The organism is Spirosoma gilvum (assembly GCF_054776815.1).
Map to the genome: position 1 here is coordinate 16,404 of NZ_BAAHBH010000010.1, position 18,150 is coordinate 34,553.

At 44.2% G+C, this 18,150-nt stretch carries 17 protein-coding genes; 10 read left to right on the forward strand and 7 right to left on the reverse strand.

Annotation, left to right across the window (positions count from 1 at the left end):
* Nucleotides 1-64: 64 nt before the first annotated feature.
* From ACYVFD_RS24265 to ACYVFD_RS24275, 3 genes are all read left to right on the forward strand, one after another.
* On the forward strand, nucleotides 65-484 hold the full coding sequence (locus ACYVFD_RS24265) for an RDD family protein (protein ID WP_461093095.1): 420 nt from the start codon (nucleotides 65-67) through the stop codon (nucleotides 482-484).
* 183 nt (nucleotides 485-667) lie between these two features.
* Nucleotides 668-1,582 (forward strand): ABC transporter ATP-binding protein, encoded by a 915-nt coding sequence (locus tag ACYVFD_RS24270; RefSeq protein ID WP_461093096.1) that lies wholly within the window; start codon nucleotides 668-670, stop codon nucleotides 1,580-1,582.
* A 91-nt stretch (nucleotides 1,583-1,673) separates the two neighbouring features.
* Entirely contained in the window at nucleotides 1,674-2,996 is a 1,323-nt protein-coding gene (locus ACYVFD_RS24275) for an ABC transporter permease (protein ID WP_461093097.1), read from the forward strand.
* Nucleotides 2,997-3,045: 49 nt separating this feature from the next.
* Here ACYVFD_RS24275 and ACYVFD_RS24280 read toward each other — a convergent pair whose 3' ends face one another.
* On the reverse strand, nucleotides 3,046-6,021 hold the full coding sequence (locus ACYVFD_RS24280) for a TolB family protein (protein ID WP_461093098.1): 2,976 nt from the start codon (nucleotides 6,019-6,021) through the stop codon (nucleotides 3,046-3,048).
* Between the two features lie 281 nt (nucleotides 6,022-6,302).
* Here ACYVFD_RS24280 and ACYVFD_RS24285 point away from each other — a divergent pair, with 281 nt between their 5' ends.
* A complete protein-coding gene (locus ACYVFD_RS24285; protein ID WP_461093099.1) occupies nucleotides 6,303-6,632 on the forward strand; it encodes a YegP family protein in 330 nt (109 codons plus the stop codon).
* 140 nt (nucleotides 6,633-6,772) lie between these two features.
* Here ACYVFD_RS24285 and ACYVFD_RS24290 read toward each other — a convergent pair whose 3' ends face one another.
* The 3 genes from ACYVFD_RS24290 to ACYVFD_RS24300 form a co-directional block, all read right to left on the reverse strand.
* Nucleotides 6,773-7,195: a hypothetical protein gene (locus ACYVFD_RS24290; RefSeq protein ID WP_461093100.1), complete on the reverse strand. Its 423-nt coding sequence runs from the start codon at nucleotides 7,193-7,195 to the stop codon at nucleotides 6,773-6,775.
* A gap of 856 nt (nucleotides 7,196-8,051) precedes the next feature.
* Nucleotides 8,052-8,639 (reverse strand): porin family protein, encoded by a 588-nt coding sequence (locus ACYVFD_RS24295; RefSeq protein ID WP_461093101.1) that lies wholly within the window; start codon nucleotides 8,637-8,639, stop codon nucleotides 8,052-8,054.
* Between the two features lie 215 nt (nucleotides 8,640-8,854).
* Entirely contained in the window at nucleotides 8,855-9,289 is a 435-nt protein-coding gene (locus ACYVFD_RS24300; protein WP_461093102.1) for a response regulator, read from the reverse strand.
* A 603-nt stretch (nucleotides 9,290-9,892) separates the two neighbouring features.
* Between ACYVFD_RS24300 and ACYVFD_RS24305 the strand changes: the two genes are divergently transcribed.
* Both ACYVFD_RS24305 and ACYVFD_RS24310 read left to right on the forward strand, forming a co-directional pair.
* Entirely contained in the window at nucleotides 9,893-10,555 is a 663-nt protein-coding gene (locus ACYVFD_RS24305; RefSeq protein ID WP_461093103.1) for a hypothetical protein, read from the forward strand.
* 21 nt (nucleotides 10,556-10,576) lie between these two features.
* Entirely contained in the window at nucleotides 10,577-11,281 is a 705-nt protein-coding gene (locus ACYVFD_RS24310) for a hypothetical protein (RefSeq protein ID WP_461093104.1), read from the forward strand.
* A 294-nt stretch (nucleotides 11,282-11,575) separates the two neighbouring features.
* On the opposite strand, the gene ACYVFD_RS24315 is transcribed toward ACYVFD_RS24310, so the two are convergent.
* Both ACYVFD_RS24315 and ACYVFD_RS24320 read right to left on the reverse strand, forming a co-directional pair.
* Nucleotides 11,576-11,806, reverse strand: a complete 231-nt coding sequence (locus ACYVFD_RS24315) for a hypothetical protein (protein WP_461093105.1) — start codon at nucleotides 11,804-11,806, stop codon at nucleotides 11,576-11,578.
* A 97-nt stretch (nucleotides 11,807-11,903) separates the two neighbouring features.
* Nucleotides 11,904-12,350 (reverse strand): hypothetical protein, encoded by a 447-nt coding sequence (locus ACYVFD_RS24320; RefSeq protein WP_461093106.1) that lies wholly within the window; start codon nucleotides 12,348-12,350, stop codon nucleotides 11,904-11,906.
* Nucleotides 12,351-12,678: 328 nt separating this feature from the next.
* Between ACYVFD_RS24320 and ACYVFD_RS24325 the strand changes: the two genes are divergently transcribed.
* From ACYVFD_RS24325 to ACYVFD_RS24340, 4 genes are all read left to right on the forward strand, one after another.
* A complete protein-coding gene (locus ACYVFD_RS24325) occupies nucleotides 12,679-13,623 on the forward strand; it encodes a sensor histidine kinase (RefSeq protein WP_461093107.1) in 945 nt (314 codons plus the stop codon).
* Nucleotides 13,616-14,296 (forward strand): LytR/AlgR family response regulator transcription factor, encoded by a 681-nt coding sequence (locus tag ACYVFD_RS24330; protein WP_461093108.1) that lies wholly within the window; start codon nucleotides 13,616-13,618, stop codon nucleotides 14,294-14,296. Before ACYVFD_RS24325 ends, ACYVFD_RS24330 begins: the two co-directional genes overlap by 8 nt.
* A 128-nt stretch (nucleotides 14,297-14,424) precedes the next feature.
* Nucleotides 14,425-15,339 carry an ABC transporter ATP-binding protein gene (locus ACYVFD_RS24335; RefSeq protein ID WP_461093109.1) on the forward strand — a complete coding sequence of 305 codons (915 nt, stop codon included), beginning with the start codon at nucleotides 14,425-14,427 and terminating at the stop codon, nucleotides 15,337-15,339.
* A 2-nt stretch (nucleotides 15,340-15,341) separates the two neighbouring features.
* Nucleotides 15,342-16,118 carry an ABC transporter permease gene (locus ACYVFD_RS24340; RefSeq protein WP_461093110.1) on the forward strand — a complete coding sequence of 259 codons (777 nt, stop codon included), beginning with the start codon at nucleotides 15,342-15,344 and terminating at the stop codon, nucleotides 16,116-16,118.
* A gap of 832 nt (nucleotides 16,119-16,950) precedes the next feature.
* Here ACYVFD_RS24340 and ACYVFD_RS24345 read toward each other — a convergent pair.
* A complete protein-coding gene (locus tag ACYVFD_RS24345) occupies nucleotides 16,951-17,847 on the reverse strand; it encodes an NAD-dependent epimerase/dehydratase family protein (RefSeq protein WP_461093111.1) in 897 nt (298 codons plus the stop codon).
* Nucleotides 17,848-18,150 lie beyond the last annotated feature (303 nt).

Below are 18,150 nucleotides of genomic sequence, written 5' to 3' on the forward strand. Positions count from 1 at the left end.
ACGCACGATTTTGTAGGTTAGAGACAGAATTCTTATTTCTTGTTTCACCTAAACCTTAATTCTTGTGCAACCCTCTTACACTCCCGTCAGTACCTACGTTAAGGCTACTCCTGTGCAGCGTTTTATTGCTGCATTTATTGATGGCATTGTTGGTTATATACCGTTCTGGTTGTTAGTTTTCTTATCACCCCGAATGTACATGATCGGTTACCTGATCGCAATTGCCTATATGCTTACTAAAGATGCTTTACCTGCTACCGGGGGGTACTTGGGAGGGCAAAGTGTTGGAAAAAAACTGATGGGCATAAAAGTAATTAAAGAAGATACGGGCGGCAGTCTGGTTGGTGATTATGGAACGGCTATCACACGACAGGTATCTCTTTTAATCCCATTATTCAACATTGTAGATGCCTTAATGGTGTTTGGCGATGAAGGAAAGCGATTTGGCGATAAATGGGCTAAAACCCTTGTTGTAAAAGCATAATCGCAACTATAGTTAGCTATTGGGCCATACTCAACCATGGGTATGGCCTTTTTTATGACCGCTCGTAAGGCGCATTCACAGTTCGTCCGTAAATTGGTAGTAAATACTCGACTTATGTTCTTAGTTTGATGGAAGAAGTTTCAATTCTATAATTAACCTAAACAGAACAAGTCCCCGACACTCGTGACCAATATTCTCGAAACACATCATATCGTAAAACAATATGCCGAGCACCGGGCATTAGACGATGTGAGCCTGTCTGTACCGAAAGGTTGTATTTTTGGTCTGTTAGGGCCAAATGGAGCCGGAAAAACCTCACTAATTCGAATCATCAACCAGATCACGGCTCCCGATTCTGGCGAGGTACTACTGGGTGGTGAACGGCTCAAACCTGACCACATCAAACGCATAGGGTACCTACCCGAAGAACGCGGCCTCTACAAGAAAATGAAAGTAGGGGAGCAACTGCTTTACCTGGCACAGCTCAAAGGGCTAACCGAAAAACAGGCTATGGAGATGCTGAAAGTCTGGTTCGTCAAGTTCGACATCAAAACCTGGTGGAATAAGCAGATTCAGGACCTCTCGAAAGGGATGCAGCAGAAAATTCAGTTTGTAGCAACCGTTCTGCACGAACCCGACCTGATTATACTCGATGAACCATTTTCCGGCTTCGACCCGATCAATGCCAACCTGATCAAAGACGAAATTCTGGAACTACGCGAAAAAGGTAAGACCATTATTTTTTCGACCCACCGGATGGAATCCGTTGAAGAATTGTGTGATTACATTGCGTTGATTCATCGCTCGCACAAAATTCTGGATGGGTCCAAGCGAGCCATTAAAGAGCAATTTAAGACGCATACCTATCATATTGAATATCAGGGCGAGCTGGTTGATATTCCGGTTACTTTTGAGGTGTTGAAAAGCCATCCAATAGAAGATAATTTCCGCCGGGCTGATATTAAGATTCCCCCCGACGCTTCGGTGAATGATCTGATTCGTCACCTGATTGACAAGGTTGCGATCCGGTCTTTTGGTGAAAACATCCCCAGCATGAACGACATTTTTATCCAAACCGTCGGCGAAAACAATGATTGAATATTGAATGATAGAATGAGTGAATGGATTAAAACCGCTTCTACTCAATGATTCTATTATTCAACAATTCAATCATTCAATCATTAAAACTATGCATACAATTTTCCTGATTATAAAACGCGAATACCTGGTACGGGTACGCAAACGGTCGTTTATCATCATGACGATACTGGGACCGGTTCTGATTTTTGGCTTCTATGCGGTTATTGGCTGGGCCGCCATTAGCTCCATCAACCAGAAAAAAGTAGCTGTCGTTGATGAGAGTGGGCGGTTTGTCAGCAAGTTCAAGGCCGATAATGAAACGGTGTTTTCGTATCCGAAGCAATCGCTGACGAACGCGAAAAAAACGTTTGTGAAGCAGGGGTACGATGCGCTCGTCTACATCCCCAAAGACGTAATTGAGTATCCTAAAACCGTTCAGATTTTTGCCGAAAAAAGCGTTAGTCTGGCGCTACAGAGTAATATTGAGCGAGCCATCGGTAAAGAAATCGAGACTATCAAGCTGGAGCAGGCCGGTATTACGCAAAAAGTGATTGAAGACGCCAAAGTAAATGTCGATGCCCAAACGATCAGCCTGAGCGATGCGGGCGAAAAAAGCAGCAACGGCATTGCTACCACCATCATCAGCGGCTTTTGCGCCTTGCTCATCTACATTTCGGTGCTGATTTATGGAACGCAGGTAATGCGGGGTGTGATGGAAGAAAAAACCAACCGCATTGTCGAGGTTATTATCTCATCCGTGAAGCCGTTTCAGTTGATGCTGGGTAAAATTATCGGGGTCGCTTTGGTTGGATTAACTCAGTTTCTACTCTGGATTGCCTTGACAGCCGGTCTGATCACGGTTGGGTCCAGCGTGTTGGGGCAAAAAGAAACGGCCAATTCGGCGATGTCGGCTCGAATGAATGGTATGCCAGGTCAGCAGGACGTTCAGCAGAAAATGGCGAAGAGCAAAAACCCGGTTGCCAGTATAATGCAAGCCATTGAAACACTTAACATCCCGTTGATTATCACTTGCTTCCTGTTTTATTTTCTGGGCGGTTACCTGCTCTATAGCGCCTTGTTTGGCGCCATCGGTGCCGCTGTCGACAGTGAGACAGAAACGCAGCAGTTCATGTTTCCGATCATGATGCCCATCATTGCGGCTATTGCATTTGCTCAGATTGCCGTTCGCGATCCCGACGGACCGTTAGCGTTCTGGACATCCATTATCCCATTTACGTCGCCAGTGGTCATGATGGTACGAGTGCCTTTTGGTGTACCAGTCTGGCAGTTGATGCTTTCTATGGCATTGCTGGTGCTCGGATTTTTAGGAACTACCTGGATAGCCGCCCGTATTTACCGCGTCGGTATCCTGATGTACGGCAAAAAAGTATCCTTCCGCGAGCTATCGAAGTGGGTGTTTTATAAGGGATAAAGGAGAAAGGGAGAAGGGAGGTTTACAGTAGTTCTCCTTTTTCCCTTTTTTATATTCCAATATCAATCACCAGCGGCTGAATGAGCCATTGGCCGGTGGTCAGGTTGTAGATACTACGGAAACCCGCTTCGAACGAGGTGCGCAGGCGGAGGGCGTTGAACACAAAGGAAACATCGAGCCCTGTCGTCTGGAAATTGTGAATTTGGGTTTCATACCCCCGTAATCGACCGAATACATCCCGCACTTCAACGGAGCTTTGACCATTCACACCATCGACGAAGCCAGCGGCTTTAATCCGCTGTATGTATAGCCAGCGACCCAGCGACCAGTGTGTATCAGCAATCGGAAGCCGGTATTCTACACTACCCACTTTGGTCTGATCATCAGCAATATAGGTCTGACCTCTTGGGTAAAAGACAGCCGCTCCGAATTGATAAGTCCCCTGTGCCTGAAGCTGATAACCGGCTCGTAAACGTAACGAGTGGTGTTTGCCTAAACCGGGTAAAAATACGTTTCCCTGAATACCTAACTGCTCAGCGGTCAGTTTTCCGCCAAAAGGAGTTGTTCGGTAGTTGACCGCAATGGTTTGACCCCAGCGCGGAGCCACATCCCGCTTACTTTGGCGAAGCAGATGAGAATAACTAAACCCATACGTTAGTGCACTGAGAGAGCCCGATGAACCGATTTCGGTGATGTACCGATAGGGGAGGTCATAACCGCTTACCTGCAAATAATTATAATAAGCTGAAAGGCTGATCGACTGGATGTATTTGGAGTTTGTCAGTTGCAGCGGTAACCGAAAACCGGCTGTTAGCTGATTATAAGTCCATCGATCGGTACGCAGACTATCGGCCGGAACCACTTTATCGATATAAAGCGATGTGGAACGAGTGCCGCGCTGGAAACTGACATCTATTATCGGATACAGACCCTGATAACTCAAAAGCGCATAGAAGTTTCCGGCCCGTTCGGTCTGATTGTACGTATAACCAGCACTCAATTGGGTCGTACTTAACAAATCCTGCGAATTAATACCGATCGACAGCGCCTGTCCAGTACTGCTTAAGACGGGCCCCCAGCTATAAATATTTAAGGCATTAGCTAGTTTCCTGAATCGTGAGGGTTGATAAGGCGTAGTCACCAATGACGAATCCGCTAAAATCCGGCGGCCTTCAGCGGCACCCGGCTCCCGACTGGCTAATGAGCCGAAATAACGAACCGGCTCTTCACGGGAAGGTTCAGTTACAGGCTTCCAGTCGGCAGGATTAAGCGGCATATCGGCAATGCGGTAGCCCGTTGCTGAAAAATCCTCAAAAGCGAGCCGGTTACCGGACTGGGATACGGCAGCGTGATAAGCAGCCAGCGGACGCGATGTCACTTGAGAAACTTGCCGGGTCTGACCATTCACTGCATAAATATTATCGATACCCGAACGGGGTGAATTATAGAAAACAAAGTTGCCCCAAGGTTGAGGATGACTGATGTTTTCGTTAGTCCAGGGAAGTAAATCAAGCTGGTTGCCCGACTCCGTATCCAGTCTCCGAAGCGTCTTCTTCCCGTCTTTCAGCGCGACATACAGAATGGTTTTGCTGTCTTCGAACCAACGTGGGTGTTGATAAAATTCATTGTCCATGTTGGGGAAGGTTTTTAAGATACGCCCCTGTATCGTATGGACATGACCGTTAGAATCGTTGATACGTTCGTTTATTGCACTAATTACCAACAGTCGGGTTTTATAGCGTTCTGTATTGTCCACTACAATCAACTTCGTATTATCGGGCGAAATCGCAACGGCTGTATACCGCCTGTGGTGTGTCAGTCGAGTAAGCTTGCCGGTTTTGAGATCCAGCAGCCGAATATTCGAATAAATACGTTGTCCCCAGCGTGGGTCGTAGCCAAACTCGATCCAGCAGGCTTTGGATGATGTAGCTGAAAGCATCCCTGGGTCATTCGTAAAGCCCTGTACCTGAATAGTTTTTTCGGGCTGATTCTTACGTAAAACGACTAGACGGGGGGTATCGCCAAGGCCATTTTTTACACAGAGTACGGTTGAGTCGTCCACAAACTGAGGGTGCTGATAATTGGTAAAAACAGGTTTAGACGTCTGGTGCTTTTCGGCCTTAACAGGAAACAAATCGGCAGGTGTAAGGGTAAGCTGTTGCTGTTGTTTTTGCCAGGTTTCCGTCAGATCGTCCATCGTTTTGCGGTACAAATCTTCCGTTCGAAGGCGGGTTTCATCCTTGATACTGGCCGAAAACGCAAACGGCCAGGGAAAACGACGGTAGTTTCGATTCAATACCCGACTCCATACATCGGGCCCATACGTTCGTTTTAGATAGGTGGTCAGGAAATACCCCAGAACATAATGATTCGGTACGTTGTCACGGTAGGAGCCAGATACGGCTTTGGGATAGCCGAACCGACTGCCAGCCAGCAGATTAGCCCGCATTCCAAGGTCAAAATTCGGGATGCGGCCACGTCCGGTAGTACTCAGAAGCGTTTCGTTGCTTACCGCATCGCCTTCGGCAAACCAATCGGGTACGGTAACTAAAGGAAGAAAAAGTCCAGTACTTCCCAACAAGGTATTTAACACCCGTCCGTAGCCCTGTAAAGCCTTATCATTCTGAACAACATGCCGGTATTCATGAACCGCCAGTAAGTCAAGCCAGTTGAATGTTCCCAACAGACCTGGGTCCTGAGGAGGAATGGCAAAAAACTCCGAACGACGCGGAAATAAGGTGACAAACCCATTGCTATTGGTGGTCTGGTTCTGGAGCAGGACCGAAAGGCGACGGGGGGGGCTTTCGAGCGAGGCACTGGCCGGTTCATACAACTGTTCGAGTCGACTGGCCGTACGTTGGGCAGTTGAGTCGAGGCCGGTTGGATAAAGGACCCGAAAATGAGGAGTGTTGAGCTGATACCAGCGCAAACTAGTCGGATTCTGGTCGAGAATGGGAAGGGTTTGAGCCGTGGCTGCAAATGAAGCAGACACTAGCAGAACCTTCAGGAAGCGTCGTAGAAACATCGGTATCAATGATACGGATTTTTAACTATAAAGTAATTCCAGTAGTAGAGAAACATCATCAAGCGATACAAATTGGGCTTTAGTTAGATTGAACGAACCGTCTTATAACCTGGCTATCGCGAAATTTTCTACCCTAAATAAAATGAAATTTACCTGCAATTTCTCTATAAAGTGCTGCCATATAAACGCCATATTTATATCTACTGATGAATAATATTGATTTACGACGAGAAGTAACTTAATTTACGGCCAAGTCACAGATTTTTAATTCACTACAAAACATGGGAAAGTTTGTTATTTCAACCAGAAAGAATGGAGAGTATCAATTCAATCTAAAAGCTGGTAATGGTCAGGTTATTCTGGCCAGTGAAGGGTATTCAAGCAAAGCATCTTGCGAAAATGGCATTGAATCGGTGCGTAAAAATTCGGTTGACGATGATCGATACGATCGGAAGGAGTCAGTAAATGGCAAGTACTATTTTAACCTAAAAGCGGGCAACGGTCAAGTGATCGGCAGTAGCGAGATGTATGAATCCGTTGCCAGTCGGGACAATGGCATTGACTCCGTCAAACGTAACGCTCCAGATGCTACTGTCGAAGAAGTAGACTAGAAATTCAGTTCATTTGCCGAATGCTTTCACTATGCAAAACTTTCTGGTTCTGGATTGTGGGAGCGTTCGGTGCAAAAGTAGGCTTTAACACACGAATAACACTAGGTAACTACCCTTGTTAGATTTGAATTCAGGGAAGTTTAGTATTCGACGGCTCGTAGAGTAATGCGACTTGTCGGATAAATTTCAATAAAACGGCTTATACCATCGCTGCCAGCCTGACCAAGGTAGATGCCATTGTAGAGTAGTGCATACATATCCTGGTCGAAAGCATTCTGACCTGTAAACACAACCTCAACCTTAGGGTAGTAATAGTTAAACTTTATTTTCCCGGCTGTTCCTTTTGCGGTAATATTAATTGATTCACTGGTAATGTCTTCCACTTGAAGCGAACCTTTAGGGCTATGGTCTAAAAAACTGGCATTGGAATATCGATCTAATTGATAACTGCCTGCTGTCGCCAGAGAACTACTAGGGGTAACTGAATGGCCGCAACTGCTTAACAATAGAAAACCTACGGAAAATACACCTGTTAGTACTCTTTTTATTGTATAATTTTTCATTATAGCTAGCTAGATTAATTCGTATAGTGTATAAAAACCGAAAAATAATAAATAAGAATGTACGTAAAAATACGAGCTTATTTTTGTAAATCATTTATTAATTCTGTTGCATAGGAGTATACGCTAATTTGGGGCAAATAAGCGTATAATTTTCTGAGAATACACGCAATACGCTGAGTTAACCATACTGGTATAAAACAACAAACCCCAGCTTGGTGGAGCCGGGATTTGTTGTGATGTTTATATGGGTATATGTACTTAAGACTACAAAAAAATACACTGGTCACAAAAAAACGCTGATTCAAGACGAGTCAGCGTTTTTATTGGCTAGAGAAGTAGTTCAATAAGCCTGCTGGCCTGGCGTACGGTCTTACGTACCGATAATAGCCAAGCCCAATACTCTGTAAATCGACCTTAACCTCCGCTAAAGCCTTGGCATGTTGCACACGGGCAGGAGTGGAACTAGTAAGCAGAAAGCGCTCAAATGTAGTTCTTACTATATTTATGATAAATAAATATATGAAAACTTTTTATTGTTATTTATTAAGAGGCCATTAAAAAGGGCTTTGCGGAAGAAAGAAAAACAGGCCACACTAACCAGCGTAACCTGTTTAATTACAAGGTGCATAGTAGATCTCAAGGGCAGTTAAATCACCATATATGTAAACTGATCCATAATCTACCTACTAATAGGTAACCAATATCGGTGAATAAAATTCACATAACGATAAAAAAAATTTTATTGTTTAATAAAAATCTCATAGATAGTATACAATACATATTTTGGTTTATTAATTATTGTTGTTTATTTTCTAAAACAGAAATAGGGTAACTCGATTGGGTGTTCTGAGTACTTTTATTTAAGCTGATAATTAATCCCAATACTGACCTGCCACCGGTTGAAGTCATCTGGTGGAGAAAGGAAATATGAATTACTACTAGTGTTGTTCGCCCAACTTCGACCAGCCATCGCTTCAATGGACCATCGCTTACCGACTCGATAATGAGTACCTACTCCTAATTCTGTTTGCCAGGTGCGTGAAATAGTAGCAGGTGCGTCGGACTTCATTCGAAGGGTACTTTGCCCGTAGTTGGCCCCTAAATGAGCAAATAGTGTAAACCTTTTTCCTCGTAGAAAGTAATAGCGGGTCGATAGGCCACCACCTCGTAATCGATAATCGGGTTTATCCACCGATTGAGGATAGATAGTACTCATCTGGTAACGTCCTTCGGCAGCAATTGACCAGCCATCGATAATAAAATATTGGATATGGGGCGAAGCAAACGTTGTGGTTGGATAGGTACCCCGATAACCTTGCCCTGCCCTAACCCCAATGATAAGATGGCCTTTCCCCAGCAAATCCTTTTGCTTAGGGTGAGTCAATGACTGTGCTTTCCCAAGCAGAGGCAGTATGAGGCAGAGTAAAACTCCATATCGTTTCATGATAAACTCAGTTTGTTTATCATGAGGATACGTTTAAGGCTATTGGGGTTGTGAAGCGGGATGATGTTTAAATGTTTTTAACATTATAAGCGATGGTAGGCTTGTTCACTGATCAGTAATCGTAAGGGGTAATTGCTAGTCAATCAGTGTATTCGCCATTTCAGAGATGGTAGAGAGCATGTCGGCATTTGGACAATGGATGCACAGATTCATGGCTATTGATGGCAGGTCTGGGCATTCACACAGATACCCTCTAACCACTCCTGGCGCAAGTGAAGTACTACCTGAGCCAAGCCTTCCACTGTAACGGGTTTGGTAATGAAACCGTCGGCTTTTAAGTCAATCGACGCCTGGCGGTCGGCCTCCTGGTCGGAGGTGGTCAGAATGACGACGGGTATGGCGTTATAACGTGGTTGCTGACGTATCAGCCTAAGGGCTTCAAACCCACTCATTAAAGGCATGTTCAGATCTAACAGGATTAATGTTGGTAAACTAAGCGCGGTTTCTAAAGCTAGCAGAAGTTCTGTACCATCAGGAATATGTTTAAGCCGACACTCGGGACTATATTGTTTGAAGACTTCCTGAACCAGGAAACGGTCGTCTTCGTCGTCATCTACTAAAAAAACGCACTCGCCAAGCGGTGATTTCATGAGTACAAGGATGGGTTAACACCTCATTAGTAATGCCAAACGTTTAATGAAGTAAACCAAAAATAGTACAATCTTATTGGGATACTATTACATTACTATGTAAAAATGTTAAGTAGGATTCTTGTAACGAAGTAACTCATGCCGGACCAGTACACGCTAATAGTATAGAGGGCTCGCAGGTCAGTTGAATCGGATTGGCTATAGCGCCGAATAATAAATACAAGGAGGCATTGTGGGGTTGAATGCCAGATAAATAGGTAATTAGAGAGCCGCCATTAGCATCCGCTAATGGGTTTTTGATTTGTGGCCGAGCCTGCTCGGTTATAATGGTGTGGATAAACGAAAGGAAAAACCGGCCCTAGTGTTGTGGTCGGTTTTTTTGTTCAAAAGGCGAACCGTGTTGGAGGAACTTCATATAAAAACCTTTTAACTAATTGCCAGGTACTACAATGTCCGCGAGAATGCAGTTGTAAATGAGTAGGTATATTTTTTAATGAATCAGTGACGGCAAATATAGTTTCTAAGGGAAAATATTTTAGTGGAGATGTACCAGTGGTATATTAAGGACTTGCCCATAGGTTATGCTTTAAGAAAATCGACCAGATGAAACTATTTTTTGTACGATTAACTCTTTTCTTTCTGCTTACTCCCTGGACTGTTTATGCTCAGGCAGATTCTGCCTTTTACCGTCCCTTTGTACGGGATTATTCTACAATTGGTATTGGCTTTCGTGGAGGAGTTAATTATTCAATTTCTACTATCGTTGCTACTGAAGTTGGAAGCCCATCACCCATTCCATTTATTGCTGGTATTGTTCCACAGTATGGCTATTACTTAGGAGGGTCTATCTATAAGAACTTTTCAACTAAGCTATTTAGTCTTCGATTGGATGCCACCTTGCAAATAAAAGGGTTTGGATCTGAATATAACGGCCAAATTATTGTTAAAGCGAAGTATTATTATCTTGGTCTTGCGCCCTTGGTGGGCTTTCATTTAACCCCTAAACTATCCGTATTTACTGGGCCAGAAGCTAACCTTCAGTTGCTCCGAAAAGACACTTACCCCTTTACTAGTGGTTATCCCTTGGAAATTGGAACAATCCTAAGATTAAGCTATGCATTCGGCCAATTTAGAGCAGAAGCTGGCTATTTCAGAGCTTTTACACCAATGGATCAATCAACGGCTTTCCGCTTCCCTGGCTCATCCGCAAAAAACAACTTCTATAATCAGAATATTCAGTTCGGTTTATTGTTTGACCTTAGGTAAGTATCTATCATTCAGATTTTTATGATACGGCTATTTTTGTTATTACTTATTGTTTCAACGTCCACCTTTGCTCAACCAGTAGAATATTTAAAGGAGTTTAGCATACGCTATGATACAACAGATACGCATCCATTGAAACCCACAAAACAACTCATAAAAGTCGGTCTTGTTCTACCTATTTTTCGTCAAAGTTCGGTTGCTGTTTCTTCCATATGGAAAACACTGGGGGTTGATGTTACACTGGAACAAAAATTGAATCAGAGATTAGCCCTAAATGGTGGTTTAGAAATGAGTTATAGTTTTAGTGGGTATGCTCAGTTATACAGCATAGATTTGCCGATTGGTTTTCGGTATTATTTCCCAATTGGGAAGAGGATGAAAAACCGCTTTGATCCTCATAGTTTTTTTAGTCCTTATGTAAGTTTTCAAACTCACAATTCCCTTTACTCTAGTTTATTGTATAATCCTCCTTATAAATCATCGGCACATAATTATTATCGAGGTAATTTATTGGATCATCCTACTAATTCAGGTAAGTACGACGAATCATTTAATATGGTGCAGTATGCCTATTTTCAAATTGGCTCTCAATTGAAAATCACAAAAGCTAACTATTTAGATGTTAATATTATTGTTCCGATTCCTGCTTTAACCTATCACAAAACGGATTTTACTCTATCCTCCCCTTCTCTAATTAATATTAGATACGGGATATTTAAATGGTAATGTTCACTTATTATTTTTTCGGAATTCTGCAAAAGCTAGCTCCATAGCGAGCTGGCTTTTTTTATGTCCTTTCCACTCAATCATGCATAGCTCACATTTGAGTTAGTAAAACTTTCCACCAAGTTTACCACAACAAAGAATTTACTCGGGCAGCAGACCCTAAAAACCAGGCAGGCTAAACTGGAAATATGAGCCATACGGCTGGCTGTTGCGTTCTACGTACCTGATTGCGACTGGCCGTTGAGCCATCTATGCCTGTGGTGAAGCCCCGTAGGTATAAGGAAATGTCTGACTTTAACCAGGGAGCCGGAGCGCGAGAATAGGGTGAACAGTAGTAAGTCCTCGTAAGTGCTTAAAGCCGGTTCGTCTGGGGCATTCTTCCTGGCGTTGTTGAATGGATTGCCCATAGACTTGTTCATAAGCGGTAGGCAAGAGGGTCAGTAGCTTGTGGAAGCGTTGTTGATCTAAGTCAGTGGCCGAATGCCAGTGACGGTCCGTACGTAAGTCAGCGGTAGGAAGTTTCATAGCTCAAAATTGCCTCGTTGCAACAACTCTATTACCTAGAAATGTCAATATATAGCTGCATAGAAACGGGCGTTTAAAGAGAGAGCAACTACTTATTCTAATCCATTTTCTCTTCCCATTGATAGCAATGGTTTGCCTGATTGTAGCGCCTTACAAATACATTCCCATTTATAGCCACCGTTTTTTTTCCAGGTACTCCAGCACAGCTAGACCGAACTTCTACGTAAACTTTTTGATTGGCTTTTAACGAAGAATCCGACAATGTGAGTGCATATCCACCAAGAACGTTGTCTATTTGCGGGTGAAGAAAAGGAGCTTGCTGGGAAGAATCAGCCAAAATGTAGACCATCCAATAGAGCCGAATAGATGTATCTGCACTTTCAATTGGAGAGGCTCTAATGGTTAATCCTTTGTTAGCCTCATAACAGACAGGATCGACAAAAATATGGTCCGGTTTATCACAAAAGTTGGGTAGTTGTGGCCGTGGACAACTGGTGATGGCCAGAGTACCCAAGGCTAAACTTATCAGGTAGGCGAGCTTCATAACGGTTATTTTCTCGCTTAACGAAGCTTATTCGATCTTTAATATTGTTATATGATAATTATTTGTAAAGTCCACAGAGCACCTACCTGCCAAATATAACAATCTCACAAAAACCCTGATTTTAATAGATGCCCAACTCAATCTGCATCATACACCCTAAAGGCCACTAAGTAACTCGTTACTGAAATTAACAGGCAAAAAAACCAATTGGCGGAAATGAATCGGCTATTGACGGGACTTTCTGAAAGTCAGGAAGGATACTCCTATTTTAGCGACTGAAAATCGCAGCCATATGTCGCAAAGCAGACTAGAACGGGTCCTACCCATTATGCTACACCTTCTCGCCTGGGTAAGCTATGTGGCGCTTGTTTTCACCAGTAATGCGTCCCGCTTCAGTTTTACCAACCTGCTCCTGCACTACGGGCCAATCCTGTCGACAAACTGCCTGATTTTCTACCTCAATTACTTTTATTGGGTCCCTAAAGTACTAGCCAGAACACAACTGCTCCAATTTGTAGCAGCCAATACGGTCGGGGTCGCCTTGCTGGCTCTTCTCGTTACGATTATGTTGCAACAAAACGTCCAGCATACTATCATCCACCGGGCCTTCAATCTTGGCTGGTTTATGACCCTGGCGGTAATTATCCGTTTCAGCAGCGATTGGTATGCGAACCTGCAGAGTAAGAAGGAAACGGAAAATGTGCAACTCAAGACAGAGTTGTCGTTTTTGAAAGCCCAGATTAACCCTCATTTCCTGTTTAATGCCCTGAATAATTTGTATGCACTAGCCTTGAAAAAATCGGACGATACGCCGAATAAAATACTTCAGGTTTCGAGCATTATGCGATATCTCCTTTACGAAACAAATGAAGATTGTATTCGTCTTTCTAAAGAAATCGAGATCATTCAAACCTACATTTCACTGCATGAACTTCGAAACAAGTCTGGCGAAAGTGTCCATTTTGAGGTTCATGGCCCTGTGAACGATGTCGTTATACAGCCGCTTCTTTTCTTGCCCCTGGTTGAAAACGTTTTCAAGCACGGCACTTACCCCATTGCCATCCGGTTCGACATCTTCCCTAAACGGATCGAGGTACAACTAAGTAATAATATCCTGGAAATTTCCTCGCCTGTTTCCGGAGGAGTAGGCTTACAAAATCTAAAAAGGCGGCTTGATTTATTGCATAAACAAACTCATCAGCTGGTTTTTAACCGGTCAAATGACCAGTTTACAGCCCGACTTACTATTGACCTGATCAAAAGATATGATTAGATGCCTCGCCATCGATGACGAATACCTGGCGCTGGAAGTCATCGAAAATCATGTAAAGAGAATCTCTTTTCTGCACATGGTCGCCACATTTACTAGTCCTCTGGAGGCATTACCCGAGCTTGGCACAGAAGCTATTGATCTGCTGTTTCTGGACATCGCCATGCCGACGATCAATGGGTTGGATTTTCTGCAGACGATCAAACATCCGCCGTTAGTCATTCTTACAACGGCTTTTACCCAATTTGCGCTCGACGGCTTTAATGCCGATGTGGTTGATTACCTGCTAAAACCCATCAGTTTTGAACGCTTTCTGAAAGCCGTGCAAAAAGTGCAACTCCGGTTACAAAAACCGGCTACAGAAGACAATGCTGAACATATTTTTATCAAATCTGACTACCGTATGATCCGGGTCGATTTCGAGGATATCCTCTTTATCGAGGGTAAAAAAGAGTACGTAGCTCTACAGACGAAACATCAGATAATTGATACGCTCCTGACACTCACGGCACTGTTGGAAAAACTTCCCGCTTCTAAGTTTGTCAGAGTCCACCGCTCATTTATCGTGGCCGTCAACAAGATCACCAGCATAGAAAGGAACCTTATTTTTATCGGCGAGGTAAAAATTCCGATCGGCGATCTCTTCCGTGATGAGCTTTGCAAACGCATCAGTTGAGGTGTATCCGTTTTTGGGGGCGTTTTGGGTCCGTTTATAGGCAAAATCAAGTCATTGACGATTTTATTTCTTCGTTGAAAAATGGGCCTGTTTCTTTGCGCCTGAACTGCCAACTAGCCCAACGATCGATGGATTCACCTGTCATTGAAACGCACGAATTAACCTTCAGCTTTGGTTCTGGAAACCCGATCCTGACCGACCTCAATCTGAGTGTTCCCAAAGGAAGCATTTATGGATTTCTCGGACCGAATGGAGCGGGCAAAACGACCACCCTCAGACTTATACTAGGGTTGCTCAGGGAATCGAAGGCCAACATTCGGCTATTCGGCACCAACCTAAAATCGGAACGAATCCAACTGCTACGGAAAATAGGGTCGCTGATTGAACAACCTTCCTTGTATGCACAACTCACCGGAAAGGAGAATCTTGAGGTATACCGACTAGTGTACGGCTGTAGTAAGGCCCGGATTGACGAGGTTTTGCAACAGGTTGGGCTGCTGGACTCAGCCAACAAAAAAACCAAAGCCTATTCGCTAGGCATGAAACAACGGCTTGCAATCGGTATTGCGCTATTGCACGATCCCGAGCTGCTGATCCTTGATGAACCCACGAACGGCCTGGATCCGGCTGGAATTATTGAAATTCGTGACCTGATCAGAAAATTGAATCAACAGAATGGTAAAACAATCCTAATATCGAGCCATTTACTCGCTGAGATTGAGAAGATTGCCACCCATGTCGGCATTATAAATCAGGGCAAGCTCCTATTTCAGGGCTCCTTTTCGGCCTTACAGCAACTAAAATCCAATCATACCTACGCCGAATTCAAAGTAAGTGAGCCGGATTTGGCAAAGCAGCTGGCGGGCGCTCATTTTCCAGTTAGCCTAGCCGAAGATCGTATCCTTACCGTTCAACACGTTGATGAAAATCACCTCGCTCAGATCAACCAATTGCTGGTTCAGGCGGGGGTGAAGGTCTATCGAATGGGCTTGATCAAAAATGACCTGGAAGATCTCTTTTTGCAAATTCTTGCTGACAACTAATTATGACAACCTCCTTCCTGTCTACCATAAAGGCAGAGTTCCTCAAAAGTAAGGGCTCCTATGCCTACTGGCTCACACTCTTGGGTGCTTTCTTTATCCCGGTTATTAATTTCATTATTCTCATTGAAAGGCCTGAGGCTTTAATCCCTAAGTTCCAGACTTCTCCGTGGGTCACGTTCTTCCGTTTCTGCTGGAAAAATGTAGCGGCTGTGATCCTTCCGATGTACATTATCCTGATCACCAACCTAGTTGTCCAGATCGAATACCGAAACAATACCTGGAAACAGGTATACGCTATGCCCAGAACTTTTGCGGATATATTCTTTTCAAAATTTGTGCTCATTCACACCTTAGTCTTACTTTTTATAGCCCTGTTCAACCTGGCGCTGGTCGGTTCGGGGCTAGCCGTGCATCAGGTTAACCCAAACTATCCCCTGCTAGTGGGCGAGATTCAATGGGATGTTTTACTCACCATGACCTGGCGGATTTATCTCGGCTCACTGGCCATAATCGTTGTGCAGTACTGGCTAAGCTTGCTGTATAGAAATTTTGTGGTGCCACTAGGCATTGGTATTGGTCTTTGGCTTGCTGGGATTGTACTCATCGACTGGGAAAGCATCGTTTATTATCCGTATGTCTACCCTGCTTTTCTGTTCTTTACTGATTTTGATAAAAAGCCGGAAGAATTGCCCAGGCTGCTTACCTACTCGGTAGTCGCCTTCTGTGTAACGCTGTCGTGTGCTTATTTGAATATCAGTACGTTACAGGAGAAGGGGTGACCATCGTACAGAAAAACCAGCGTTTATTTTAAATCAATACGCCAGGAAAGCCATTCTCTTTCAGCAGCTCTTCTTGTACCCCATTTTTCAGGCCAGCGGGCAAGTGTAGGAGAAATGAACTTGCAAACCGGTTGAGAGAAATGCCTAAAGTATAGTAATCTGTTCTCAGTTTTACTAATCACTCTCACCTGAGACGGGCTAACAGACCCGGAGAAAGGAGAAATTTTTTGAAAAATTATGAGCCAATGTTCGACTTCCGAAAACAATTTCTGCTGGCAGTCGTTTTATTACTGTAATCGCTGCTCGACAGGGATGCTGTGAAAGGCACCTGATTTTAGATAATAACTGCTTGAGTCAGCGAAACTAAAGCCAGGCGACTTTCCGTCGTCTGGCTTTAGTTTTATTTCCCTATAAAAGTCCTATGTCTTCATTTTATTCTATAATAATAGAAATTCACTGAGTAATTTCTTAGAATAAATCAATTCTCGATATATACCACTTATCGGCCGATATATGTGGTTTATCTCCCGAAATCGACGCTTGACCAGTTTACGCTTGTAGTTTGGGCCGCACACCCCGCATCTTTGTAGCACAATCACAAACAACAAAGACGATGAACACAAAATTAATGCACATCAACCGCCCGGCTCGGCCTCGCATCATTGAAGTCGGTGGCCCCTTAGTGGGACTGCGTGGTCGGACGATCTACCGGATGCGGGCTCGGTAAGTGAGCTCTTCTCCGAAGCGGTAAGCTCCCCACGCTGGGGAGCTTTAACTTACAATATTGGCAGTTCGGTACGAATGCGACGGTTCAGGAATCAACTAATACCCTTCATGGTACGTACTTGCGCCAATTATGTTGTTCGTTAAAGCCCAGTAGTTCCCGAATCTTGCGATTTGAAAATAAGGCTTCATGCTCGCCCAACTCCCGGCTGAGCGGTACACCTGGGAAAAAACGTTCGGCTAGTTCTTTACTCGACAGAAGCGCCCCATTATGGTCGTTGCCAGCATTAAAAACTTGATAGCCTAGCCCATCTTTTTGCAAACATAAATCTACAATCTGGCCAAGGTCCCGTGCATCGATATAACAGAAAGCGTTACGACGACGTACTTCCGGGTGAGTCAGATAGTAGGGAAACAGCTCGGTATATTCGTGGGGTTCAATCACATTGCCGATCCGAAGGGCATAGATATCTATCCCGGAGCGTCGCTGAAAGCTACGGGCTGTTTGTTCATTAACGACCTTCGATAAGCCATAACTGTCCATCGGATCGACGTCATAGTCTTCTTCCAGAGGTAATACCTTAGGGTTGGTTTGACCATCGGAAAAACAGATACCGTAGGTGGTCTCAGAGGAGGCAATAATGATTTTTTGAATGCCTAGTTTAACAGCCGCTTCAATCACATGGTAGGTGCCCAGGGTGTTGACCCGGAATGTTTCATTATCGGGTTTGAGTAAAATGCGGGGTACGGCCGCAAAATGAACAACCGCATCAAACTTAGGTACGCCGGTACCGGGTTCCAATTCCTGGAAGCCCGCATACGAACTCAGTGCATTAAAGCTCTGACCGGAATCGGTAATATCAGCGATCAGGTTCGTGACGCCTGGGTGATGCAGCGGAGTGAGGTCAACATTCATCACCGTATGGCCTTGGTCAAGCAGGTAGGCAATGACGTGCTTACCGGCTTTTCCGGAACCACCGGTGAAGCAAATGCGCAGTTTAGTCATAAATGAGCTAATTAGAGGATGTGAACATTTAACGTGTTCTTAAAATTTGTCCCTGAAAACACGTTTTAAAACGAATCTAAACGCATGAACGAGTGAGTAAGAAAGGGGGGAAGATCAGTTATCTTACTGCGTGGCGAAAAAGCAATTTGTATTATATCCTCCTTTTAGGCTAAAAACGTGTCGATTAGCACGGCAGTTAGCAGATGGCTGGCCCAACCGGCCCACAAACTATTCGCCTTGAGCACCGCCCAGGCGATCATGCCAGCTACCAGCCCAATCGTATGCTCTTTTCGGTTAAGCCGT